27 protein-coding genes and 1 pseudogene are annotated in these 21812 nt (G+C 68.7%); 3 read left to right on the top strand and 25 right to left on the bottom strand.

What is annotated here, in order from left to right; translation table 11 throughout:
* Window positions 1-271 (top strand): annotated as a pseudogene (locus D7V80_RS30555) (FHA domain-containing protein); the annotation flags it as partial.
* A gap of 106 nt (window positions 272-377) precedes the next feature.
* Here the strand turns inward: D7V80_RS30555 and sctV are convergent.
* Together sctV and D7V80_RS30545 are read right to left on the bottom strand one after the other, a co-directional pair.
* Entirely contained in the window at window positions 378-2504 is a 2127-nt protein-coding gene (sctV, locus tag D7V80_RS30550; RefSeq protein WP_120591496.1) for a type III secretion system export apparatus subunit SctV, read from the bottom strand.
* 86 nt (window positions 2505-2590) lie between these two features.
* Window positions 2591-3058, bottom strand: a complete 468-nt coding sequence (locus tag D7V80_RS30545; protein ID WP_014398409.1) for a tetratricopeptide repeat protein — start codon at window positions 3056-3058, stop codon at window positions 2591-2593.
* Between the two features lie 253 nt (window positions 3059-3311).
* On the opposite strand from D7V80_RS30545, the gene D7V80_RS30540 reads away from it, so the two are divergent.
* Window positions 3312-3545, top strand: coding sequence for a hypothetical protein (locus tag D7V80_RS30540; protein ID WP_120591495.1), 234 nt, complete (start codon window positions 3312-3314; stop codon window positions 3543-3545).
* Between the two features lie 269 nt (window positions 3546-3814).
* Window positions 3815-4048, top strand: a complete 234-nt coding sequence (locus tag D7V80_RS30535; protein WP_014398410.1) for a hypothetical protein — start codon at window positions 3815-3817, stop codon at window positions 4046-4048.
* A 246-nt stretch (window positions 4049-4294) separates the two neighbouring features.
* Here the strand turns inward: D7V80_RS30535 and D7V80_RS30530 are convergent, their stop codons facing one another.
* The 23 genes from D7V80_RS30530 to D7V80_RS30420 all read right to left on the bottom strand — a co-directional run.
* A complete protein-coding gene (locus D7V80_RS30530; protein ID WP_014398411.1) occupies window positions 4295-4621 on the bottom strand; it encodes a hypothetical protein in 327 nt (108 codons plus the stop codon).
* Window positions 4622-4752: 131 nt separating this feature from the next.
* Window positions 4753-5310, bottom strand: a complete 558-nt coding sequence (locus tag D7V80_RS30525) for a hypothetical protein (RefSeq protein WP_120591494.1) — start codon at window positions 5308-5310, stop codon at window positions 4753-4755.
* Between the two features lie 135 nt (window positions 5311-5445).
* Complete coding sequence (locus D7V80_RS30520; RefSeq protein ID WP_120591493.1) at window positions 5446-5922, bottom strand: SycD/LcrH family type III secretion system chaperone; 477 nt, start codon at window positions 5920-5922, stop codon at window positions 5446-5448.
* A 3-nt stretch (window positions 5923-5925) separates the two neighbouring features.
* Window positions 5926-6408, bottom strand: coding sequence for a hypothetical protein (locus D7V80_RS30515; RefSeq protein ID WP_120591492.1), 483 nt, complete (start codon window positions 6406-6408; stop codon window positions 5926-5928).
* Between the two features lie 46 nt (window positions 6409-6454).
* Entirely contained in the window at window positions 6455-6736 is a 282-nt protein-coding gene (locus D7V80_RS30510; RefSeq protein WP_014398415.1) for an EscU/YscU/HrcU family type III secretion system export apparatus switch protein, read from the bottom strand.
* Window positions 6737-6749: 13 nt separating this feature from the next.
* Window positions 6750-7829 carry a type III secretion system export apparatus subunit SctU gene (gene sctU, locus D7V80_RS30505; protein ID WP_120591491.1) on the bottom strand — a complete coding sequence of 360 codons (1080 nt, stop codon included), beginning with the start codon at window positions 7827-7829 and terminating at the stop codon, window positions 6750-6752.
* Between the two features lie 18 nt (window positions 7830-7847).
* Window positions 7848-8666 carry a flagellar biosynthetic protein FliR gene (locus D7V80_RS30500; protein WP_120591490.1) on the bottom strand — a complete coding sequence of 273 codons (819 nt, stop codon included), beginning with the start codon at window positions 8664-8666 and terminating at the stop codon, window positions 7848-7850.
* A complete protein-coding gene (gene fliQ, locus D7V80_RS30495; RefSeq protein ID WP_014398418.1) occupies window positions 8663-8929 on the bottom strand; it encodes a flagellar biosynthesis protein FliQ in 267 nt (88 codons plus the stop codon). Before fliQ ends, D7V80_RS30500 begins: the two co-directional genes overlap by 4 nt.
* A 16-nt stretch (window positions 8930-8945) precedes the next feature.
* On the bottom strand, window positions 8946-9770 hold the full coding sequence (sctR, locus tag D7V80_RS30490) for a type III secretion system export apparatus subunit SctR (protein WP_120591489.1): 825 nt from the start codon (window positions 9768-9770) through the stop codon (window positions 8946-8948).
* A gap of 10 nt (window positions 9771-9780) precedes the next feature.
* Window positions 9781-10449, bottom strand: coding sequence for a flagellar biosynthetic protein FliO (locus D7V80_RS30485; RefSeq protein ID WP_120591488.1), 669 nt, complete (start codon window positions 10447-10449; stop codon window positions 9781-9783).
* A 102-nt stretch (window positions 10450-10551) separates the two neighbouring features.
* The gene (gene sctQ, locus D7V80_RS30480; RefSeq protein ID WP_120591487.1) at window positions 10552-11922 is read right to left on the bottom strand and encodes a type III secretion system cytoplasmic ring protein SctQ; all 1371 of its coding nucleotides are present in this window, start codon (window positions 11920-11922) and stop codon (window positions 10552-10554) included.
* Window positions 11919-12824 (bottom strand): flagellar hook-length control protein FliK, encoded by a 906-nt coding sequence (locus D7V80_RS30475; protein ID WP_120591486.1) that lies wholly within the window; start codon window positions 12822-12824, stop codon window positions 11919-11921. Before D7V80_RS30475 ends, sctQ begins: the two co-directional genes overlap by 4 nt.
* Before the next feature lie 36 nt (window positions 12825-12860).
* Window positions 12861-13349, bottom strand: a complete 489-nt coding sequence (locus D7V80_RS30470) for a flagellar assembly protein FliH (protein WP_014398423.1) — start codon at window positions 13347-13349, stop codon at window positions 12861-12863.
* A 60-nt stretch (window positions 13350-13409) separates the two neighbouring features.
* On the bottom strand, window positions 13410-14723 hold the full coding sequence (gene sctN, locus D7V80_RS30465) for a type III secretion system ATPase SctN (protein ID WP_014398424.1): 1314 nt from the start codon (window positions 14721-14723) through the stop codon (window positions 13410-13412).
* 46 nt (window positions 14724-14769) lie between these two features.
* On the bottom strand, window positions 14770-15447 hold the full coding sequence (locus D7V80_RS30460; RefSeq protein WP_120591485.1) for a FliH/SctL family protein: 678 nt from the start codon (window positions 15445-15447) through the stop codon (window positions 14770-14772).
* A 24-nt stretch (window positions 15448-15471) separates the two neighbouring features.
* Window positions 15472-17562 (bottom strand): hypothetical protein, encoded by a 2091-nt coding sequence (locus D7V80_RS30455; protein ID WP_120591484.1) that lies wholly within the window; start codon window positions 17560-17562, stop codon window positions 15472-15474.
* Between the two features lie 113 nt (window positions 17563-17675).
* Window positions 17676-18494: a type III secretion system protein gene (locus tag D7V80_RS30450; RefSeq protein WP_014398427.1), complete on the bottom strand. Its 819-nt coding sequence runs from the start codon at window positions 18492-18494 to the stop codon at window positions 17676-17678.
* Between the two features lie 109 nt (window positions 18495-18603).
* Window positions 18604-19023, bottom strand: a complete 420-nt coding sequence (locus D7V80_RS30445; RefSeq protein WP_014398428.1) for a hypothetical protein — start codon at window positions 19021-19023, stop codon at window positions 18604-18606.
* A gap of 22 nt (window positions 19024-19045) precedes the next feature.
* Window positions 19046-19885 (bottom strand): sigma-70 family RNA polymerase sigma factor, encoded by an 840-nt coding sequence (locus tag D7V80_RS30440; RefSeq protein WP_120591483.1) that lies wholly within the window; start codon window positions 19883-19885, stop codon window positions 19046-19048.
* A 9-nt stretch (window positions 19886-19894) separates the two neighbouring features.
* Entirely contained in the window at window positions 19895-20290 is a 396-nt protein-coding gene (locus D7V80_RS30435) for a hypothetical protein (protein ID WP_014398430.1), read from the bottom strand.
* Window positions 20291-20313: 23 nt separating this feature from the next.
* Window positions 20314-20748: a lipopolysaccharide assembly protein LapB gene (locus tag D7V80_RS30430; protein ID WP_120530743.1), complete on the bottom strand. Its 435-nt coding sequence runs from the start codon at window positions 20746-20748 to the stop codon at window positions 20314-20316.
* A 95-nt stretch (window positions 20749-20843) separates the two neighbouring features.
* Window positions 20844-21398 (bottom strand): hypothetical protein, encoded by a 555-nt coding sequence (locus D7V80_RS30425; protein ID WP_120591482.1) that lies wholly within the window; start codon window positions 21396-21398, stop codon window positions 20844-20846.
* A gap of 140 nt (window positions 21399-21538) precedes the next feature.
* Window positions 21539-21812 (bottom strand): hypothetical protein (locus D7V80_RS30420; protein WP_120591481.1); only part of this gene is annotated, 274 nt, incomplete at its 5' end.

Here is a 21812-nt window from a genome sequence, read left to right as displayed (position 1 = left end):
CGAGGAGCCCCCTCCGCCGGAACCCGAACCGGAGCCGCAGCCCGAGCCCGAGCCGGCGCAGCAGGAGGAGCAGCCCGCCTCCGAGGATGGCTCCGCGTCCGCCTCCGAGGAGCCGCAGTCTGACGGTGGCGAGGAGCTGCCCATGCCGGAGCCCGCCCCGGCGGCCATGTCCGCGCTGGCGGACAAGAAGAAGCTCGTCCCGCTCATCGTCATGGGCGTGGTGGGGCTGAGCTTCCTGGTGCTGATGATCGCCGTGCTCGCGGGCGCCTGAGCCGCGCCCCTGGCGCCACGGCGCCACCCTTCCCTTCCTTCTCCCGGAAACAGCAGGGCCTCCGCTGAAGAGCGGAGGCCCGGGTCCTTCACACGCTCCTGCGCCGCTACCGGCCGGAGGAGATGCGCGCCACCGGCTGGATGTTCAGGTCCGGGGACAGCTCCTGGTAGCTGAGGATGGAGAACGAGGGGTTGAACTCGTACTCCAGCAGCTTGCGCACGTAGCGGCGGATGTCCATCGCCGTGAGGATGACGGGGCGCTGGGCGCTGGGCGGCAGGTGACCGCATTCCGAGCGCACCGCGCCGACGATCTCCTGGGCGATCTCCGGCTCCAGCGCCAGGTGCGCGCCCGCGGAGGTGCGCTTGATGGAGCTGCGGATGGCCTCCTCGATGTTCGGGTCGAGCAGGTACACCACCAGCGTGCCGCTGCCGCGCGCGTACTTGTGGGAGATGTAGCGGCGCAGCGAGGCGCGGACATGCTCGGTGAGCATGACGTTGTCGGCCTCCACCTGGCCGTACTCGGACAGGGCCTGGAGGATGCCGCGCAGGTCGCGGATGGAGATCTCCTCCTCCACCAGGCGCCCGAGGATGTCCGTCAGCTTCAGCACGTTGACGATCTTCGGGACGACTTCCTTCACGATGGCCGGGAACGCCTTCTCCAGCTGCTCCAGCATCGTCTGCGTCTCCTGCACGCCCACGAACTCGCGCGCGTTCTTTCGGAGCACGGCGGCGGTGTGCAGGATGATGTAGCCGGGCACGTCCCACGTGGTGAGGCCCGCGGACTCGAGCGTCTCCCGGAAATGCTCGGGCACCCACGCGGCAGGCTGGCGCGTCGCGGGGTTGATGGCCTCGAAGCCGGGGATGTTCATCAGCTTGAGGCGCTCCACCGTGTCGTTCACCAGGATGTGGCCCAGGGTGGCCTGGCCGGTGACGACGGGCACTTCGTTGATTTGAATCTGGTAGGCCCCGGGCGGCAGGCCGCCGTTGCCGCGCGCGCGCACGCCGGGGAAGCGCACGCCCAGCTCCACGAAGAGGCCGTCGCGCATGAACGGGATGAGTTCGAAGAGGAACTTGCCGCCGTCCTGCCGCGAGTCCACGAAGGGCACCAGCGCGTCGGACACCTCCAGCACGATGGGCGTGACGACGGGGATGAACAGCTCCGAGTCCGGGTTGAGCTGCTCCTTGGGCGGAGGCTCGGCGGACACGGGCGTGCCGAAGCTGGACTCCATCGCGGGGCCGGCTTCCTCGGCGGCCAGCGCCTCGTCGCGCTTGCGCATCATCGTCCAGGCGCCGAAGCCCGCGCCCGCGCCCAGCAGGAAGAAGGGAATCTTAGGGAGGCCGGGGATGAGGCCCAGGCCCACGAGCATGGCCGCCGCGATGGCGATGGCCTTCGGGAAGGCGGTGAGCTGCGTACCCACGTCCTTGCCCAGGTGCGCGCCCTCTTCCTCGCCGCCCACGCGCGTCACCAGGATACCGGCGCAGGTGGAGATGAGGATGGCGGGGATCATGCCCACCAGACCGTCACCGATGGTGAGCAGCGTGTACTTCTGCGCGGCGTCACCGGCGGACATGCCCTTCTGCGTGACGCCGATGATGAGGCCACCCACGATGTTGATGACCGTGATGATGATGGACGCGATGGCGTCGCCCTTCACGAACTTCATCGCGCCGTCCATGGCGCCGAAGAGCTGGCTCTCACGCTCCAGGTCGCGGCGCTTCTTCTTCATCTGATCCTGATCAATCACGCCGGCGCGCAGGTCCGCGTCGATGGACATCTGCTTGCCGGGCATGGCGTCCAGGGTGAAGCGCGCGGCCACTTCCGCGACGCGCTCCGAGCCCTTGGAGATGACGATGAAGTTCACCACCACCAGGATGAGGAAGAGGATGGCGCCGACGACGAAGTTGCCCTGCACCACGAAGTTACCGAACGCCACCACGACTTCGCCCGGGTCGCCGGTGAGCAGGATGAGTCGCGTGGTGGAGATGGTCAGCGACAGACGGAACATCGTCGTGATCAGCAGGATCGTCGGGAACGACGACAGGTACAGCGCGCTGGGCACGTAGAGGGAGATGAGGAGCAGTACCACCGAGATGCTGATGTTCAGCGTCAGCAACACGTCCAGGACGATCGTCGGCAGCGGGACGATCATCATCGCGACGATGGCCACGACGACCACCGCTAGGACAATGTCGGAGTACTTGTTCAGGAAGCTGTTCGGATCGGCGTTGGCCATCGGCGGGGCCATCCTAATCCGTGCGCGCCCCCGAGCCCAAGGGGGGGCCTTCCCTCACCTGTCCGGCGAGGGAGCCTGCAGACAGCCTACGAGCGGTCCTCGGGGGCTTCGGATTCCGAAGCCTCGTCCGAACTCTCCAGGGCCGCGGCGGCCAGCATGCGCGCACGACGGCTCAAGGGGTCCTTGTCCTCGGGGTCCAGCGACACGGCATGCTGGAAGTCGCGGGCCGCTTCCGTCGTCCGGCCCTGGCGGAGGAACGCCTCGCCCCGGTTGACGAAGGGCGTGATGTCGGTGGGGTCCAGCTCGATGGCGCGGTTGAAGCACGCCACGGCGGTGTCCAGATCCTCCAGCGCCAGGTGGCAGGCGCCCAGCGCGGTCTGGAAGTAGGCCTCGCTCGCGTCCATCGCCGAGAGCGTCTCGAAGATGGCCAGCGACTCGCTGAAGTTCCCGTCCTGGAAGAGGTTGAATCCCTCCGTGGCCCGCTCGAGCATCTCCGGTCCGGACAGGGGCTTCGCGTTGTCGGTCGACACAGAGGCCTTCGAATCAGTCGTCATCTGCGCAGCACCCTTACAGAAGGCAGGAGGACAGGCGCGAGGACCCGCCTCGTAAGGCTCGGGCGGGCTCCGGGCGCCGGCAGTTTAGACTGTTATCGGCACAACCACCAAAGAGGGTGCGCGGTCCGGAGCCTCGCCGGAAAAAATAAACGGCGGAAAATGGGAGCAGGAAACTCCTGGGCCCCACCCCGGATAATCCTTTTGTAAGCCGCACCGCAGCCCAACCACTGCAGACTTTCTGGAGGATATCGCCATGACGATTACCGCCGCCGCCAACAACTCCCTGAACAGCGCCCTGAGCACCTCGGGCGGCCTGAGCGCCCTCGAGAAGCAGTCTCTGTCCGGCCTGGACAAGGGCAGCCCCGAGTACAAGCGCGCCGAGGCGCAGCTGCTCCTCCAGAAGCTCCAGGAGACGGTCTCCTTCATCTCCAACATGATGAAGAAGAAGAACGAGATCGCGATGGCCACCATCGGCAACCTGCGCTAGTCGCTGGTTGACGCAGCTGGCTGTACCTTCCGGCTCTGCTCCGGCCCCCTGGGCCTGGTGCGGAGCCGGTTGCTTTTGCGGGCTGCGCGCTCCCGCCTGGCCTGGAGCGACTCCGGCTGGCCGCCGTTCCTGATCCTGGGCCCCTCTGGATCGCCGGGGAAAAATCAGGAGAAAATAGGCAGGAGGAAACTCCTGGCCCCTACCCCGGATAATCCTTTTGTAAGCCGCACCGCAGCCCAACCACTGCAGACTTTCTGGAGGATATCGCCATGACGATCACCGCCGCCGCCAACAACTCCCTGAACAGCGCCCTGAGCACCTCGGGCGGCCTGAGCGCCCTCGAGCAGCAGTCCCTGTCCGGCCTGGACAAGGGCAGCCCCGAGTACAAGCGCGCCGAGGCGCAGCTGCTCCTCCAGAAGCTCCAGGAGACGGTCTCCTTCATCTCCAACATGATGAAGAAGAAGAACGAGATCGCGATGGCCACCATCGGCAACCTGCGCTAGTCGCTGGTTGACGCAGCTGGCTGTACCCTCCGGCTCTGCTCCGGCCCCCTGGGCCTGGTGCGGAGCCGGTTGCTTTTGCGGGCTGTGCACCCCCGCTGGAGACCCCTGGAAAGGCCCCGGGGCTGTCCCCAGGAGGCGTGGCGGCGGACGCATGGCGTGCCCCGCAAAGACTTCGGCCGCCCGAGCCTTCCGCTTGCGCGGGCTCGGACGGCCGGGGTCATGACACCTTCGACTGCGGGGGAAGGACTACTCCCAGAGGTCCGACATCAGCTCCTTGCGGCGGTTCGTCAGGCGCCGGAGGAAGTTGTCAGTGCTGATCTTGTCGGAGATCTGCGTGCCGAGCTCCTTGTTCCAGGTCTTCTTGAACTCCGCCTCGGTCTCCGCGGGGGAGTGGTTCTTCGCGAACTCCTCCATGTGGGCCGAGACCTTCTTCTGCAGGGCCTCGTTGCGGGACTTGTCCAGGCCGGTGCCCTTCATCTTCTCGTTCATCTGGCCCTGCCAGGCCGTGTTCGAGGAGTTGGACTGGCTGGTACGCGAAGCGGAGCTGGGAGCGCTGCCGTTGATCTTGGTCATGGGGGAGGTCCTCCGAGATTTGGAAACCCGCGAAAACTGCCTCTGAAACCATTATCGCGGGTGGAGCCGCAAGGTTGCGTCTCCCCGCGATCCTCCGTGCGCGCCCGGGGCCGGGCGCGCGCGGGGCAGGATCAGCCCTTGAGCTTGCCCAGGCTGGGGTTCTTCATCCAGGCCTTGAAGGAATCCAGCTGCTGCTGCTCGCCCTTCACGTCCGGCTTGACCGCGCCCGGGGGCGGGGGCACGTCGCCCAGGGCCGCGGCCCGGTTGGAGTTGCCGGACTCGAAGCCGTCCTGGGCGCCCGTGGAAGGACGCCCGCCCGCCTGCGCCGCCGGCTTGGCACCCGCGGCCGGGGCCGCCGCCTCCGTGCCACCGAAGCCACGCGCGTTCAGGTAGGCCGACAGCCACTCCAGGGCGCCCTCGAGGCAGTCCGGCGGCTTGCCCGTGGCGGTGTCCTTGCTGTATCGCGTAAAGGCATCCTTCACGTCCTGGAAGGTCTGCCAGTCGATGGCCGCACCGGACTTGGTGTTGGACATCAACTTGATGAGGGCTCGGAGCACCTGCTGCTCGGTGCCCTTCGCATCCTTGGCGGCCTTCTCCAGTTCGGGCAGCAGGCTGTCGCGCTTCGCGTGGAGTTCGGCGGGAGCCTCGGGCGGCATCTCAGCGGGAACCGTCGACTTCTTGTTCGACATGGAATGATCCTCCGGATGTGGAAGGGAAGGCAGGGGTCTGGGAGCAGCCTAGCAGATAGCCCGTCCCCTCCCGAAAGTCCTAATGAACCACGGAAATCACGTGAAACCCAGCCAGTGACCGGGGCGGGCCGTGGATCAGCGCCGGGTGAGGGCGGTGATCATCGCGGCGGCCTTGCGCACCACCGGGTCGTCGGTGGGGGGCATCGCCGCGGCGCGGCGCAGATCCTCCAGCGCCTGGGGCTTCTGGCCCAGGGCCAGCTTCACCTCCGCGCGGCCCACGTAGACGGAAGCGTCCTGGGGGGCCAGCTTGGCGGCCACGTCGAAGGCGGCCAGCGCGCCCTGCCCGTTGCCCGCGGCCATCTCCACCACTCCGAGCGCCTTGGCGAAGTACACGTCCGTGGGGTTGATGGCGTACAGCCCCTGGAACAGCGTGCGCGCCTCCGCCACCCGGCCCTGGTAGAAGAAGAAGTAGGCCGTCTTGGCGATGGCATAGAGCTCGTCGTTGGAATAGCCGCGCACCTCGCGGAGCGTGGCCTTCCCTTCCGCCCAGCGCTGCAGGAGCGCGGTGAGCTTCGCCTCGTCCTGCGGATCTTCCGGGTCCAGCGCCGCCATGGGTCAGTAGCCCTCGTCCTTCTGCTCTTCCCACATGCGGCGGATGATCTCCTGCGACTCCGCGCTCACCTGATCCACCAGGCCCAGCATCGCGGACTCGCGCTGCAACAGGGCCTTGAGGCGCTCCAGGCGCTCCGGAGGCGCGTTCACCCTGGACAGGCCACGCTCCAGCATGCGGCGCTGCCCGTCATCCCCCCGGCCGGCGACGCTGGCCAGGTGCGGCCGGTCACTGAAGCCCTCCAGGTCCGCGTCGTGGCCGCCCGGGTGGGGCGGAAGGGGCAACCGGAGCTCTTCCGACGAGTGCGCCGGACCAATGAAGTCCAGGAGCGCCGCGGAGGGCATCGACGGGTTCTTGATGTTGCCCGCCTTGCGCAGCTTCTTCGCCCGGTCCAGCTGGGACGGGTCCACCAGCCGCTCGCGGACGCTGCGGGGACCTCCCCAGGGCCAAAGCGCGGTGCTGGGGGGCTGATTGTTGATTTTGGCCATGGCGGCGCGACTTCAATACAGGTGGGGGGCCCGCGTCCAGCCCCCTTCAGCGCCCGCCCGCCTGCTCCCGCTGCAGCGCGTAGACGAAGTTCAGCACCTCGGCGACCGCGTCGTAGAGCTCCTCCGGGACTTCCTGCCCCACGTCCACCCGGTACAGGGCGTGGGCCAGGGACACGTTGCGCATCACCGGGATGCCGTACTGCTTGGCGATCTCCCGGATCTTCTCCGCCTTGAGGCGCATGCCCTTCGCCACCACGCGAGGCGCGCCGTCCGCCTTGTTGTCGTACTTGATGGCGATGGCGATGTCCGCCTCTTCGTCGCTGGCCATGGCCTCTCCTTCCTCAGGCGCGCGCTGGCGGCGCCGCGTTCTGCTGCTTGAGCCCGTAGACGAAGTTCAGCACCTCGGCGACCGCGTCGTAGAGCTCCTCCGGGACTTCCTCGCCCACCTCCACGCGCAGGAGCGCGTGCGCCAGCGGGACGTTGCGCAGCAGGGGGACGTCCGCCTCGCGCGCCAGCGCCTTGATGCGCTCCGCCTTGGCGTCCATGCCCTTCACCAGCACCCGCGGCGCCCCGTCCTTGTTCTGGTCGTACTGCAGCGCCACCGCGACGTGATCCGGGTTGGTGACGATGACGCTCGCGTCCTTCACCGCCTCCATCTGGGCTCCCTCCATGATCTCGTGGTGGAGCTCCTTGCGCTTGGCCTTGTGGTGCGGGTCGCCCTCGCTCTGCTTGTACTCCTTCTTCACCTCCTCCTTCGTCATCATCATGTCCTTCATGTACGACTTGCGCTGCCACCACACGTCGAACACGCCGAAGACGACGAAGAGCAGCACGATGCGCATGGCCACCCGGGTGATGATCTCCCCCAGGATGGCCATGATGCCTTGCGTGTCCTGCCGCACCGTTTCGATGACCAGGGGCATGGAGTCGCGCACCACGCCGTAGACGACGAAGGCGGCGACGGTGATCTTGATGAGGTTCTTCAAGAGTTCGACGAAGGCCTTCTTCGTGAACATGTTCTTCAACCCCGCGATGGGGTTGAGCTTGTCTAACTTCGGGATGAGCGGGTCGATGGTGAAGAGCGACCCCACCTGGAGGAAGTCCATCAGCCCTCCCAGCACCGCCGCGCCGGCCACCACCGGCACCGTCAGGAGCAGCATCGTGCGCAGGCCCATCACCATCAGCTGTGACGTCGCCAGGGCCAGGTCATCCGAGTGGGCGATGGCGTCGAAGCTGAAGCGGAACAGCACGGAGATCTCCCTCTCCACGGTGTCCCAGGTGCCCTTGACGATGCCCAGGCCGGCGATGAGCACGGCCACGCCCGTCAGGTCCTTGCTCTTCCAGGTCTGACCCTTCTTGCGAGAGTCGTCGAGCTTCTTCTGCGACGGTTCTTCTGTTTTGTCGCCACTCTCGTCCGACATGGAGGAATCCCGGGGGGCTCAGGCCAGCAGCTGGATGGCGTGCTGGAACATGCGGAGCATGTTGGCCAGCTCCTGCTGCATGCGGCCAATCACGACATGGATGGCGATGAACATGATCAACACGCCCACCAGCGGCTTGAGCGACATGGAGATGAAGAACACCTGGATCTGCGGCGCCACGCGGTTGATGGAGCCCAGGGCCAGGTCGGTGACGAAGGCGGCCACCATGCCGGGCCCGGCCAGCGCCAGGCTGATCTTCAAGAGGTCCGCGAAGGAGCGGATCATCAGGTCGAAGAAGGGCCACACGCCGCGGCTGAAGCGCGGGAAGCCCTCCAGCGGCACGATGGCGAGGCTCTCCGCGAGCGCCTTGATGATGATGTGGTGCCCGTCCAGCGACAGGAACAGCACCACGCACAGCTGCACCTTGAGGCTGGAGAAGAGCGACACCTGCGTGCCCAGCTGCGGCACGTAGAGCTGGGCGTTGTTGCTGCCCGACATGGTGTCCATCAGGGTGCCGGCCACACGGGCCGCGTCGAACACCATGTTGACGATGTACGACAGCGCCACGCCGATGAAGATCTCCTTGAGCAGGAGCCCGATGTACGGGAGCGCGCTGATGGGAATCCTGTCCATCCGGTCCGCGACGGACGGGAAGAGCACCAGGGACACCAGCAGGCCCAGGCCCAGCTTCATCTCCGAGGGAACGACCTCGCCGCCCAGGAACGGGCTGAAGATGAGGATGGGCATCACGCGGCACATGATGAGCGCCATCGTGAAGATGGTGACTGACAGGTTTACCCGAGTGCCCAGCTCGGACATGACTTCGCCGATGTTCATCTGCCGATGAGCGCCGGGAAGCGGTCGAAGACGTGGAAGGTGAAGCGCAGGAGCTGACCGCCAATCCACGGGCCCGTCATGGCCAGCACGCCGAAGACGAGGACGACCTTGGGCGCGAACGTGAGCGTCTGCTCTTGGATCTGCGTGGTGGCCTGGAACAGCGAGATGAGGAAGCCCACCAGGAGGCTCATGAGCACCGGCGGCGCGGAGACCACGAGCACCAGGAACAGCGCCTCCTGGGTGATGAACGTGAGCTGATTCATGGGAGTACGAGGCTCCTTACAGGTAGCCGATGACCAGGCCCTTGGCGATGAGGTACCAACCGTCCACGAGCACGAACAACAAGAGCTTGAAGGGCATGGAGATGGTCGTGGGCGACAGCATGTGCATGCCCAGCGCCAGCAGAATGTTGGCGACCACCATGTCGATGACGATGAAGGGCACGAACAGGAGGAAGCCGATCTGGAAGGCCTCCTTCAATTCGGACACGACGAAGGCCGGGACGATGACCATGAAGTCATTCGGGCCAATGTCCTTGCGGTCCTCCTCCTTCCGCATCTTCTTCGCCAGGCTGTAGAAGAGCGTGCGGTCCTTGTTGGTGACCTTCTTCATCAGGAACTCGCGCAGGGGTTCCTTGGACTTGTCCGCGGCCCCCAGCATCGTGCCCACCGTCTCCGAGGAGAAGACGGACGTCCCCCGGGACCAGATGTCGATGCCGCCCGCCCGGTACATCTCCTGGCCCACGGGGGCCATGATGTAGACGGTGAGGATGATGGCCAGGCCGGTGATGACCTGGGTGGGGGGAATCTGCTGGGTGCCCAGCGCCGAGCGGACGATGGAGAGCACCACCGAGATCTTCACGAAGCTGGTCACCATCATCAGCGCGAACGGGACCAGCGACATGGCCGCGAGCGCGAGGATGAGGATGAGCGGGCGGGAGGTGAAGGTGTCGGAGTTCACCGCCTCCTTGACCATTTCATCCGGCATCGAGTCCCCGCCCTTCTTCGCCGCGGACGCGGCGAAGGGATGCAGCGACACGAGGGCCGCGAAGAGCCAGGGCGGAGCGCGGAACAGCAGCGGGCGAGCGGGAGACGAACGGTTCACGTGACGGCCTTCAGACGCCCGGCGGCGGCGTGGTGCCACCGGTCCGGCGGGAGAGGAGCTTCTGGAGGAAAGGACTCAGGGATACCGGCGACGACGGCGGACGCGCGGCGCGGATGCGCTCCACGGCGTCGCGGTCCAGCTTCGAAACCAGTTGCACGCCACCCTCGCCGCCACCCACCAGCAGGTACTCGTCCGCGGCCTTCAGGACGAAGAGCGTGCGCCGTTGATCCAACGGGATGCGCTCCATCACCGACACGACCGACGCCTTGCCCACGGGCACGCCCTGCAGGCCCATCAGCCGGCGCAGGCCCACGTTGAGCGTGAGGTAGATGGCCGCGAGCACCGCGCCCAGCAGCGCCACCGTGCGCACCACCACCCAGCCCAGGCTCTCCTGCTCTTCTCCGCCTTCGGACTCGGGGACGCCCAGCTCCCGGTCCAGTTCGTCCGCGTGGCGCTTCGCGCGGGCCGCGCCGTCACCCGTCACGGCCGGGGCCGGAGCTTGTGCGGGAGCCTGTTCGGGAGCCTGTACGGCGGTGGTCGCCGGAGCCTCGGGGGCCGGGGCCGCCACGGAGGCGTCAGGCGTGGAGGCCGCGGGCGCCTGCGCCAGGACGGCGGGCGACGCGAAGAGCAGCGCGGCGCCGAGCAACAGGCGCGAGGAGGAGAGACCGAGGACCGCCATGGATGGGCGCGAGCCTAGTGCACCCGAGTCAGGACCGCCACGGGCCCGGGCACGAGCACGCCCCCCTGCCCGCCTGCCCTGTGACGCACGGGCGCAAACGCTTCAGCTCAGGTGGATGATGCGCACCCCGAGCTGACCCTCCAGCTCCACGAGCTCGCCCCGGGCCACCACCTTGCCGTTCACCGACAGGTCCACGGGCTCACCCGCCCCACGACGCAGGTCGATGACCTGGCCTGTGCGCAGGCCCACCACCTGTTCGGCCGTGATGGGCACGCGCGCCAGCTCCACCGCCACCTGCAGGGGCAGGTCGCTGAGCAGATCGCTTCCGTCCTTGTCGTCCAATGCCGCCCCTTCGAGTTCCGGAGGAACGCCCAGCTCCGGGTTGGTGAAGTCCTCGTTCTCTTCCGACCCGCCCCCGGGCTCCCCACCCTGCGGGTTGCCCGGCTCACCGGGGATGATGTCCGTGATGCGCGCCCGGTAGCGGCCGTTCTCCACGGCCACGTCCGCCAGGAAGTGGCCGGTGCGCCCCAGGCCCAGCCGCAGCTGCGCCGTGCCGGGCTCACCCCGGTCCGGCCGCGCCGACAGCATGTCCAGCAGCAGCACGTCCTTGACGCGCAGGGACGCCAGGTCCTGGGCGGACAGCTCCGCCACGCCAATCTCCGCGCGCAGCCAGTCGCGCAGCGCGGACAGGCGCCGGCCGTTCGCCTTCATGTCCTGGCGGCGGTGCTCGCGCCGCTGGGCGCTCTCCACCGCGGGTTCCGCCGCCTCCAGCACCGCCGACGGCACCACCAGCCGCACGATGCCGCGGTGCGAGCCCAGCACCGCGTTCAGGTGCACCGCCAGCATCGGGCCGTCCTCGCCCAGGCGGGCGGAGACTTCATCCACGCCGCGCGCCACGCCGTCCAGCCGGGGCCGGGGAACGCCCGGCTGCAGTCCGGGCACCAGCTCCTTCAGGGCCTCCAGGACGACGTAGCCCATCACGCCCTCCTCGATGTCCGTCAGGGGGCGCAGGCCCACCGTCTCACCGGCGCCGCCCAGGAGCAGGTCCACCGCCGAGTGCGCCAGCGACAGCTCGATTTCGAGGATGACCCGGCCCTTGAGCGCGCCGGGGGCCAGCACCGCCAGGAAGGACGGGTCACCCAGGAAGCGGCGCAGCTCCGTCATGGGGCGCGCCTGGGCGGACTCCACCGACAGGCGCACGTCCACGTCGAAGAGCGCCTTGAGGCGCGCGCAGACCGTCTCCAGCGTGCCCGCGTTCGGCGTCAGCCACCGCAGCCGCTCCGCCAGCTGGCCCTGCGTGCGCGACACCTTCTCCAGGTTCGTGAACGCGAACGGCCGCCACGGCGAAACCGGAGCCGGGGCGGGCGCGGGGGCCGGTGCCTGCGCGGGCTTCGGGGGCGGTCCCAGCTTCCGGGTGTCGACCAACATGGTGCGCTCGAAGACTCCGGGCTCGTCGTCCGGCTCCAGGCTCATGTCTTCGCCTCGAACCTCAGATTTTCAAGCGCCAGTCCCCGGCCGCCCAGGGCGCTGCGCAGGCCGTCGCTCTGCTCTTCGAGCATCTTCAAGGTGTCGCGGTCGTTGCCGCTGAAGACGGCGGAGATCTTCCCGTTCTTCGCGCTGACCTTGATGGACAGGCCGTTGAGCACGTCGCCGCGCAGTTCGATCTGGAACTCCGCGTTGCCCGCGGCGTTGGTGCCCACGCGCACGCGCTCGACGATCTTCTGGGCGATCTCGTTCGCCATGGCGCGCAGCCGCTCGGAGCCCGCGGTGTCCTTGGGCTTGGCCACCGGCACCGGCGCCATCAGCGCGGGGTTGAAGCGGAAGCCCGCGCCGGCCATCTGCGCGCCCTTGTCGTCCTTCTCCTTGCTGGACCCGCCGCCCGCGCCCTTGCCGCCGCCGGCGTTGACGTCGATCTTCAGCTCGCCCTTCTCCTGGCTGAGCCGGCTGGCCTGACCTTCGGCCTTGTTCATGTCGCCTTCGCGGACGTCCGTGGAGCGCTTCTCCTCCACGACCTCCGTCTTGCGGGCCTCGCCGCCCCTGGACAGCTGCTGCGACTCGCTGTTGCGCTGGGACTGCTGGGCGCCCTGGGTGGACTCCCCGGGCCTGGCGAAGGCGGTCTCCTTCTGGGCCAGCTTCTCGTCGAAGGTCTTGCCCTGCCCCTGCGCGAGGCGCGCCAGCACCTGCTTGCCCAAAGGCTGCTTCAGCTCCTGCGCCTGCTTCGGCTGGGCCTGTTCGGCCTGGCCCTGCTGGACCAGCTTGGAGAAGACGGACTCCCCCTGCAGGCGCTTCTGGGTCTTCGCCTCCGCGAGCTTGCGCTCCTGGATCATCCGCTCGGCCAAGCGCGCGGCATCGCGATCATCATCAACTCGGCTCATGGCGTCTCTCCAGACTCGGCGGAAGGCGGCGGGAGGTTACTTGCGCTGGCGGGCCAGGAACAAGGCGCTGCCGATCTCCTCCTGCTGCAACTCCTCCCGATCCTGGCGTTCCTTTTTCACCTGTTTGACGAACTTCTCCTTGTTCTTCTCGATGGCCTTGAGCTCCTTGGCGGCCTCGGCCATCAGCATGCGGCGCTGCTCCACCAGGCGGGCCGCCGTCCGGACGACCTCCTTCTGGTGCTCGATCTGGAGGGCGACCTGGGCTTCGTCGTCCTTCAGACGCTCCTCGAAGCGGCCCATCATGTTCATGCCGTTGATGCCGGCGCCCTTGGCCATGATCTGCTGGAAGTACTCCTGGACCTTGGCCTTGCGCTCCTTGCGGCGGCGCTCGAGTTCCGCCTCCAGGCGCGCCTGCTCCTGCTCTTCCTTCGCCAGCGCCTTGACGGAGTCCGAGAAGGCCTGTTCGGCCTCCTCCTTCGCCTTCTCACGCATGTCCAGCAGTGACTGCAACCGGTACGGGGGCATGGTGGAGGCATCCTACCCAAAAACCGTCCGGTCCGTAGGTGTGCCGGGGGGCGGCCCGGGTCACTCCGCGAACAGGTTGATGAGCTGCTCCACGGTCTCCTCGTACGGGGAGTTGGAGTGGGTGTCCTGCTTGAGGAAGTCGATGATGGCGTCGTACTTCTCGATGGCGTAGTCCGTCCTGGGGTCCGCGCCAGCCTGGTAGGCGCCCAGCAGGATGAGGTCGCGCTGCTTCTCGTAGGTGGCGAGCGTCTCGCGCAGCTTGCCGGCGGCCTTCTTGTGCTCCTTGCTGACGATGCCGCTCATCACACGGCTGAGGCTCTGGAGCACGTCCATGGCCGGCCACTGGTTTCGCGCGCCCAGTTCACGGTTGAGGATGAAGTGGCCGTCGAGAATACCTCGGACCTCGTCGGCGATGGGGTCTTCCATGTCACCGCCGGCCACGAGGCAGGTGTAGATGGCGGTGCACTTGCCCTTCGCCGAGTTGCCCGTGCGCTCGAGGATGCGCGGCAGCATGGAGAAGACGCTGGGCGGGTAGCCCTGACGCGCCGGGGGCTCGCCGATGGCGAGGCCGATGTCGCGCTGGGAGCGCGCCAGACGCGTCACCGTGTCGAGCATGAACAGCACGTTGCCGCCGCGCTCACGGAAGTACTCCGCGATGGCCGTGGCGACGTACGCGGCGCGCAGACGCACGAGGGCGGGCTGGTCGGACGTGGCGCACACCAGCACGGCGCGCTTCATGCCCTCCTCGCCCATCGCGTCCTCGATGAACTCGCGAACCTCGCGACCACGCTCGCCGATGAGCGCCACGACGCTGAGGTCTGCTTGCGTGTTGCGGGCAATCTGCCCCATCAGCGTGGACTTGCCGACGCCGGAGCCGGCGAAGAGGCCCACGCGCTGGCCCTCGCCCACGGTGAGGAGCCCGTCGATGCAGCGCACGCCCAGGGGCAGCGGCCGCTCGATGCGCTGGCGGGTGAAGGGGTCCGGGCAGTCTCGGTCCACGGGCCAGTCGACCAGGTTCTCCCCCTCCAGGGGCATGCCGTCCATGGGCTCGCCGATGCCGTTGAGCACGCGGCCCAGGAGCCCGTCGCCACACTTGATGGTGAGGGGACGCCCCGTGGGGATGCACTCGCTGTCCGGACCGATGCCGTACAGTTCGCCCAGGGGCATGAGCATCACCTCGTCGCCCACGAAGCCCACGACCTCCGACTTCATCAGGCCGCGCTGACGGTTCTTGACGAGCACCAGCTCGCCGATGCGCACGTTGGGCACGCTCGCCTTGATGACGAGCCCCGTCAGCTCCGTGACGCGGCCGCGCACCCGGACGAGGGACGCTTCCTTGATGAGGTCGTAGTAGCGCGAGAGGTCGATGGCCATGGCGGATTCCGGGAGGGGCTCGAGGGCGCGGCGTTGGCCGGAAGGCTCAGGGAGGGCCGCTCTTGCGACCGGTGTCCGGCTGCAGGAGGTTCTGGAGCATCTCCAGCTGCGTGGGCAGCTGCGCGTCCACGGTGCCGTACTCCGTCTGCACGATGCAGCCCACGGGAGCGACCTCCGGGTCCTCCTTGATGGCCAGGTCCACCGTGCGGCCGATGAGCTCCATCAGCTGCGGGCGCTTGGCGCGCAGCACCGTGGCCGTCTTCGGGTGCACGCGCAGGACCATGGCGCGCGCGTTGCGAAGGTTCTCGATGGCCGCGGCGCACATGTCCACCAGCAGCTCCGGCTCGCGCTCCAGGTCGCGGCCGAGGATCTTCTCCGTCATCTTCAGCGACAGCGCGATGATGTCCTGCTCCTGGGAGTTGAGCATCTCCCCGGCCTGCATCTTCGCGCGCAGCAGCAGCTCCGTGGCCTGGGCAATGCCTTCCTGACGGCCCAGGTCCTTCGCCTTGGCGAAGAGCTCCTCCTTCTCGCGCTGGGCCTCGGCGAGGATGCGCTCACGCTCGCGCTGGGCCTCCTCGATGATGCCCTGCGCGCCCTGGCGCGCCTCGAAGACCTCGGCGTTCATCACGCCCGCGCGCGGCGGACGCAGCGCCGGTCGCTCGGACGTGGCGACGACCACCGACTCCGCCAACCCGTCCCCCTTGATTACCTTGCCGATCGCCATGGGCCGCTCCTTGAGGACCGGATGCTAGCGCGTTCCGCCGCGCGGTCCACGCCCTCCCGGGCCGCCCGCGTCATCCGGGCCCGGCCGGTCGGTGGGAGGGGGGCGCCGGCGGCCCACCTGCGTTCCCTCCGAGGACCGGGACGAGGATGCCTGGCTGGAAAGCACGCGCGGGGGACGCTCCGGCTCGCCTCCCGGAGCGGGGCGCACCGCGGGACGGTTGCCCGTGCGCGAGCGCAGCACGCGGGCCCCGTCAGCGGCTTCCCCGGACGGGTCCGGGCGCCGGGGGGCGCGCTCCTCCGCGTCGGCGGGAGGCCGCGCGGGGCGCTCGGCCCGGACGGAGCGGCCTTCCGGCGCGTCCGGCTCCGGCGGACGTGACGCGCCGCGTGCGCCCAGCCGCGAGGGCGGCGGTCCAATGCGAGCGCCGTCTGGATCCTGCCGGACGGGACGCGCGGGCCGGGGTCCTTCCGGATCACGACGGCTGGGAACGGCCCCGGTGGACGCGCGGGGCGCGGGCCCCACCGACGAGCCCCGGTCCACCGGCATGCGGCGCATCTGGGAGCCGTTCGCATCCCCTTCCGGGGCCACCATGGACGCGCGGGGCGCGGGTCCACGCTCGCGCTCCACCGGCATCCGGCGGATCTGCGAACCGCCCGCCTCACCCTCCGGCGGCGCCCCCATGGAGGCACGGGGCGCGGGCCCACGCTCGCGCTCAACCGGCATGCGGCGCATCTGGGAGCCGTTCGCATCCCCTTCCCGCGAGGCCATGGAAGCGCGAGGCGCGGGCCCCACCGACGAGCCCCGCTCCTCCCCTGGCGCCGGACGCGGACGTCCGGCGGGGGGCGCGCCCGGGCCCGCGTCACGGCTGGACGCCGCACCCGCGCGACGGGCCGCGCGCTCGGCCATGAAGTCGCGCCTGGCGCCCGCGTCCGCGGGCTCTCCGTCGGGAGGGGCTCCCCGCAGGGCCTTGGGAGCCCGGAGCGCTGGCGAACGCGACGGATCCGGCGCGGTGGTGCGCAGGCCCTCGCGTGGCGCGGGGGCCCCCGGACGGGCTCCCGGAGCCGCGGGGCGTGCTCCCGCGGCTTCGGGTCGGGCACCCGGGGCCGCTGGCGCGGGCTTCCGGGCTCCGGGCGGTGGAGGCAGCACGGCGGAGGGGCGCGGAGGCGGCGCGGTCAGCCGCACGGGGCGCTCGATGAGGCCGCGCACGGCCAGGCGCTCCAGGTCCATGACGATGTCGGTGCGTCCGCCATCGCCCCGGGCCGTGGGCCGCGAGCGCTCCTCGCGCACCCACTTCGCCACCAGGTGGCCGAACTCGCCGCGGTGCTTCTCCAGCATGCGCGCGGCGAACTCCGGGGACTGCGCCACGCACGCACGCGCCAGCCGCTGCACGCCCGCGCTGCGGATGGCGCCCGCCAACCGGGTGAAGCCATCGTGCAGGGTGAGCTGCGCGCGCGCGTCCTCTTCCGGGAGCTTGCGCGGCGCATTGGCCGCCACGGACTTGCTCGCGAGTTGGAGCAGGTCCGGAGGCAGCGATTCGAGGAGCCCGTTCAGCTCTTCCTCGGGCAGGCCCGCCAGCGCCGGGCCCAACACGCGCGCGCCCAGGCGGTCACTCACCGTGAGCAGCTCACGCGTCTGGAGGTTGAGCACGTCCGCGAACTTGAAGCCCGCGGACTGGCCCGCGACCTCGCGCGCCAGCGCCTCCTCCAGCTTCCAGCGGATGATGTCCAGGACCTGCGGCCGCACCTCGCGGGTGAGCTTCACGCGCGAGGGAGGCAGGTGGCCGCGCACCGCCTCCGCCATGTTGCCGGGCAGCGCGCGCAGCGTGACCTCCACCAGGGCGCCGCGCTCGCGCTGGAGCAGCGCCGCCAGCCGCTCCGGATCCGCGGTCCACAGCTGGCCGCGCCGATCCTTCATCAGACGCTTGAGCTCCTGCACCACCGCCGGCAGGCGCTTCTCGCGTGGAATCTGGAGGATCTCCTGCGCACGGTGGCGCAAGAGCGCGCCTTCCTCGTCCGGCAGGTGCTCCAGCGCCGCCATGCTCTCCTGGCCCCCGAAGGTGACCGCGGTGAGCAACATCATGGTCTGGCGCTTGCTGAGCGAGGTGAAGAAGGAATCCAACGGTCACCTCGCGGGCCCCCAGGTGGCCCGCTGAAGATAGAAGACGTGTCCCCGGCCTGGAGGACACGTCCCGCGGTCCGCCCCAGGAGGGCCGCGGGAAGCGACGTGCAGCTCTAGCCCTCGCGACCGCCGCGCGCACGCGCGGGACGCGGCGCCGCGGGGGCAGCGCCACCCGAGCCGCCGCGCATGAAGGTCCACCCGGTGAGGCCCATCATCGCCAGGATGAGCACGAACGCGCCGCCGAGGATCATCTTGAAGGTGCTCGCGCTGGCGGCCGTCATGCGCACGCCGAGCACGTCCTGCAGGCGGTTGGTCTCCGTGGTCTCCGCCGTGGGGGCCATGGCCTCCGTCATCAGCACGGTGACGGCCTCCGGCTTGAGCTCCGACACGGAGCTGGCGACGAACTGCTTCACCGCTTCCATGGAGACGGGGGGCTTGCCGCCCTCCACCGTGCGGTACTTGATGAACACGGAGGCCGACGGCATCGGCTTGTTCTCCGGCTGCGACAGGTCGTTGTTCTCCGGCACCATCACGATGGCGCGCGCCTCCAGCACGCCGTCGATCTGGTTGAGCGCGTTGGAGACCTCACCCGCCATGGCCTTGAGGAGCATGGCGCGCTCCTCCGTGGCGGTGGGCACCATGCTGCCCTTGGCGAAGTGGGACAGGCCCTTCTCCACCGGGCGCGGCAGCGAGTTGCGCTTCAAGAGCTCCGCGGCCTGCGCGGCGTCGCCCTTGGGGACGACGATGGTGAAGCGCACTTCGTTGCCCCCCTCCGCCTTCTCCTTCTTGGCGTTGATGCCGTTCTTGCTGAGCAGGACGTAGATTTCATTCGCATCCGCTTCCGTCAGCTCGTGCTGCAGCTCGATGGAGCAGCCGGTGAGGAACAGCAGGGCGAGGAGCGGGGCGGCGAAGACGGGCGTTCGGCGAGTCATGGGCGCGCTTAGCTTAACAGGGCCCTTGCAAAACGCGGAAGGGCGCCCCCTCCCGACCCTGGGAGGGACCGCCCTTCGCATGCCGCCATGGCCCGGCGGGGTGGGGACTTCAGACCTGCGTCTTGACGACGTCCTTCAGGCCGCTGGTGGCCTTCTCGACGACCTTCGACGTGAGGTCGAGCTCCTGCGAGTACTTGTACATGGACGCCTGGAGACCAAGCAGCTCGGCGTTGGACATGTTCTTGCCGGAGGAGGCCTCCTTGATCAGCTTGTCCATGCTGACCTGACCCTTCTCCAGGCCGGAGACGAGGTCGGACACCATGCCGCCCGACTTGGTCGTCTTGGAGGCTTCGGCCTTCGCGTCCACGGGCTCGGCGCCCTTGGCGGTGGCGGGCTGCTGGGCAGCGCCGCTCACCTTGTTCAGGTTGGCCTTCTCCGCCTTGTTGACGGTCTCCACCTGGCGGACGGTGTCCACCTTCTGGGTGGCCTGCGCGGCCTGGGCCTTGTTCACGTTCTGGGCGGCGTCCACCTGGCCGGCGCCCTGCGCCTTGTCAGCGAGAACTCCGTCGAACTTCGACGCGCCCGTCTTCTGCTGAGTCTGCTGCGCGCCCTGATCCTGCAGCTTTTGCTGCGCTACCTGTCCCGCGGAGATGCCGCTCATCGGAGCCGCCATGTGACACCCTCCTTGCATCCGTCGAGGGGGGAGGGAGTTCCTCCTCCTCGTTCAAGAGTTCCTTGAGCCGATCAATGGCCCGCGCATGAAGCCGCGACGCCCAGCTCTTCGACTGCCCGATCTCCGCTCCCGCCTCTTCCAGCGTGCGTCCCTGGAAGTAATAGCCCTGCAGGAGCTTGCGCTCTTTCTCCGGAAGCTTCTCGATGGCCGAGCGCACCCGGTTCTTCAACTGCTCCATCTCCAGGCGCTGATCCGCCGGGAGGGATTCATCCACGTAGCCCGCCGCCTCCGCCCCTTCCGCCCCCGCGGCGAAAACCGCCGCGAGGCCCGCCACGGCATCCGAGATGTCTCCAATATCATCGTCGAATGACGACCCGCGGTTGCTTGCGCCCTGCTCGCGGTCCGCCAGATTTCCCAGATACGCCGTCGCGCGCTCGCCCTGATAGGCGGTGCGGGCGTCCGCGCCCCGCAAGACGCCCATCTTCCTCAAGCCGTCGAAGATGGCGCCCTTGATGCGGTAGTGGGCAAAGGTGAGGAAGTTGGCGCCGACCTTGGGGTCGAAGCGCTCAGCGGCTTCCAGCAGACCGATCTGCCCATAGGCCAGCAGTTCATCCAGCTCCAGCTGGGCATTGAACTGCTTGCGCACGGTGGCCGCGAGCGACCGCACGTACGGGCCGTACTTCTCCAGGATGACCTTCCTGTCTTCACCCAGAGGCAAGCGGCGCGCTCACTCGGCCTTGGACCACAGCCGCTCGAGAACCTGGTTCAGCCGGGGATCATCCTGCAGGGCCCCGGCGATGCGGCCCGTGAGGGCAGCGGACTTCATGTTCAACTTCTCCTGAAGCACTTCGGAGACGAGCGCCTTCGTCGCCTCTTCCTTGCTCTTGAAGCCCCCGTTCTTCAGCCGCTTGGCGATGGCGAGGGCCTGCGCCGCGATCGGATCCGTTGCCTGGGGGCCCTGGACGTTGCTGGAGCCTACCAGACCCGAAGGCCCGACGAGCGATTCCGTGCGATCCACCTTGCCGCCAAAGGACGCGCCGGAGGCACCCGACGGACCGGACGCCCCCTTCACGCCGCCCGCGCGGCCCTTCCCACCCCCACGTCCGACTCCACCGACAGCCATCGACGTACCTCCTTCTTCCGCGACTACTTCTTCGGCGGAGGCAGGGCCCCCGCTTCCTTCGCCTGGATGAGCGCCTGGGCCAGCTTCGCGCCGTCGCTTTCAGGCTCCAGGTCGATGGCGGCCTTCAGCTCCTTGAGGGCCTCCGGCACCTTCCCCATGAACAGCAGGGCCTCCCCGGCGTGTGCCCGGGGCAGTGACGACAGGGGCGCAAGGCGCTGGGCGACCCGGTAGGCCGCCAGGGCCTTGTCGTGCTTGCCCTGCGCGAACTCCACGGCGCCCAGGCCAATCTGGGGCACCTCGCTCTTGGGCATGAGCGCGGCGGCACCGACGAAGACCTCCTTGGCCTTGTCGAAGTGACCCATGTCCAGCCATAGGTAGCCGGACTCCAGCAGGACCATGGCCGGCTGGCGCGCCAGGGGCACGAGGCTGTTGGCAATCTCCGAAGGGGTCTCCGCCATGGACGTCGCGCTTCCTTTCCTGTCGCCGGAAGCACGGAAGGCGGCCGTCGAGGGCCGCCTTCCTTGCACCGGTCAGATTCCGCTGTCGGTGAAGACTAGCGGATGTTGCCGATGGAGTTCTTGGTCGTATCGTGCCGCGACTTCATCACGTTGGAAACAGCCGTGAAGAGCTGCGACTCGTGCTGCATGGCGGACTGCATGTTCAGCAACTTGACGTTGTCGTCCATCATCGTCTTGAGGCTGCTGTTCGTGTTGAGCTGGTCGCTCACGCTGCCGCCGCCGCCCACGCTGGTGCCCAGCGCGGTGGAGCCGCCCGAGGAGGGCAGGCCCGCGCCGCCGGCGCCCGGCAGGTTGGTGGAGGGCACCGCGCCGGAGGCGGTGTTCATCACGCCCACGTAGGGGCCGCCCTGCATGCCGGAGCCGGAGGCGCCGGAGAAGGTCTGCGCGGAGGAGACGGCGGCGGAGACGATGCCCGCGCCGGGGACGAAGCCCGCCACCGCGCCCACGCCCGCGCCCACGGCGCCGACGGTGCTGTTCAGGCCGTTCTGCACGCGCGCGCCAAAGCTCGTGTTCGGCGTCTGCCGAGCCGTGGTCATCTGGGTGTTCATGCGCAGGTTCGGGCCCATCATGCCGCTGTCGATCTTGCTCATTTCAGCCTCCGCGCTGGTGCCAGCGATTCGAAAAGGGGAGCCCCGGGATCATCCCTCGGCTCTTTCAATGGATTATCGGGAGAGTCAGCCGCCGGTTGCCTGCTGGTGACAAGAAATCGTCCGGGCTCCCGAAAGGCTCGTTATTTCCGGCCCTTACCCTGCTTCGACTCGGCGACGAGCTTCTCGCGCACGTCCACGAGCATGCCGAGCAGCTCCTCGGACCGCGCGATCGCAGCCTGGGCCTTCTTGCCGATCTCCGCGCGGGGGCCTTTGAGCTCGGCGAGTCCCGCCTTGACGGGCGCGAAGAGCGCCTGGACGTCGCTGGCGGAGGCCTTCTCGATAAAGGTCTCGACGGCGGGGTAGGACGGGACAGGCAGTTCCTGGGGCTGGGGCTGCGGCGCGGAGGGCCTGGCG

Origin of the sequence: Corallococcus sp. CA054B (genome assembly GCF_003611625.1) — a bacterium.
GTDB classification, from domain to species: domain Bacteria; phylum Myxococcota; class Myxococcia; order Myxococcales; family Myxococcaceae; genus Corallococcus; species Corallococcus coralloides.
Note: the sequence above shows the minus strand (reverse complement) of the source record. Positions and strands in the feature narration are given on the sequence as shown.

Excerpts from the sequence above, each read along its gene's own strand:
- sctV (WP_120591496.1), bottom strand. The coding sequence starts at position 2,504 with ATGGCCAACGCCGATCCGAACAGCTTCCTGAACAAGTACTCCGACATT.
- D7V80_RS30545 (WP_014398409.1), bottom strand. The coding sequence starts at position 3,058 with ATGACGACTGATTCGAAGGCCTCTGTGTCGACCGACAACGCGAAGCCC.
- D7V80_RS30540 (WP_120591495.1), top strand. The coding sequence starts at position 3,312 with ATGACGATTACCGCCGCCGCCAACAACTCCCTGAACAGCGCCCTGAGC.
- D7V80_RS30535 (WP_014398410.1), top strand. The coding sequence starts at position 3,815 with ATGACGATCACCGCCGCCGCCAACAACTCCCTGAACAGCGCCCTGAGC.
- D7V80_RS30530 (WP_014398411.1), bottom strand. The coding sequence starts at position 4,621 with ATGACCAAGATCAACGGCAGCGCTCCCAGCTCCGCTTCGCGTACCAGC.
- D7V80_RS30525 (WP_120591494.1), bottom strand. The coding sequence starts at position 5,310 with ATGTCGAACAAGAAGTCGACGGTTCCCGCTGAGATGCCGCCCGAGGCT.
- D7V80_RS30520 (WP_120591493.1), bottom strand. The coding sequence starts at position 5,922 with ATGGCGGCGCTGGACCCGGAAGATCCGCAGGACGAGGCGAAGCTCACC.
- D7V80_RS30515 (WP_120591492.1), bottom strand. The coding sequence starts at position 6,408 with ATGGCCAAAATCAACAATCAGCCCCCCAGCACCGCGCTTTGGCCCTGG.
- D7V80_RS30510 (WP_014398415.1), bottom strand. The coding sequence starts at position 6,736 with ATGGCCAGCGACGAAGAGGCGGACATCGCCATCGCCATCAAGTACGAC.
- sctU (WP_120591491.1), bottom strand. The coding sequence starts at position 7,829 with ATGTCGGACGAGAGTGGCGACAAAACAGAAGAACCGTCGCAGAAGAAG.
- D7V80_RS30500 (WP_120591490.1), bottom strand. The coding sequence starts at position 8,666 with ATGAACATCGGCGAAGTCATGTCCGAGCTGGGCACTCGGGTAAACCTG.
- fliQ (WP_014398418.1), bottom strand. The coding sequence starts at position 8,929 with ATGAATCAGCTCACGTTCATCACCCAGGAGGCGCTGTTCCTGGTGCTC.
- D7V80_RS30485 (WP_120591488.1), bottom strand. The coding sequence starts at position 10,449 with ATGGCGGTCCTCGGTCTCTCCTCCTCGCGCCTGTTGCTCGGCGCCGCG.
- sctQ (WP_120591487.1), bottom strand. The coding sequence starts at position 11,922 with ATGAGCCTGGAGCCGGACGACGAGCCCGGAGTCTTCGAGCGCACCATG.
- D7V80_RS30475 (WP_120591486.1), bottom strand. The coding sequence starts at position 12,824 with ATGAGCCGAGTTGATGATGATCGCGATGCCGCGCGCTTGGCCGAGCGG.
- D7V80_RS30470 (WP_014398423.1), bottom strand. The coding sequence starts at position 13,349 with ATGCCCCCGTACCGGTTGCAGTCACTGCTGGACATGCGTGAGAAGGCG.
- sctN (WP_014398424.1), bottom strand. The coding sequence starts at position 14,723 with ATGGCCATCGACCTCTCGCGCTACTACGACCTCATCAAGGAAGCGTCC.
- D7V80_RS30460 (WP_120591485.1), bottom strand. The coding sequence starts at position 15,447 with ATGGCGATCGGCAAGGTAATCAAGGGGGACGGGTTGGCGGAGTCGGTG.
- D7V80_RS30450 (WP_014398427.1), bottom strand. The coding sequence starts at position 18,494 with ATGACTCGCCGAACGCCCGTCTTCGCCGCCCCGCTCCTCGCCCTGCTG.
- D7V80_RS30435 (WP_014398430.1), bottom strand. The coding sequence starts at position 20,290 with ATGGCTGTCGGTGGAGTCGGACGTGGGGGTGGGAAGGGCCGCGCGGGC.
- D7V80_RS30430 (WP_120530743.1), bottom strand. The coding sequence starts at position 20,748 with ATGGCGGAGACCCCTTCGGAGATTGCCAACAGCCTCGTGCCCCTGGCG.
- D7V80_RS30425 (WP_120591482.1), bottom strand. The coding sequence starts at position 21,398 with ATGAGCAAGATCGACAGCGGCATGATGGGCCCGAACCTGCGCATGAAC.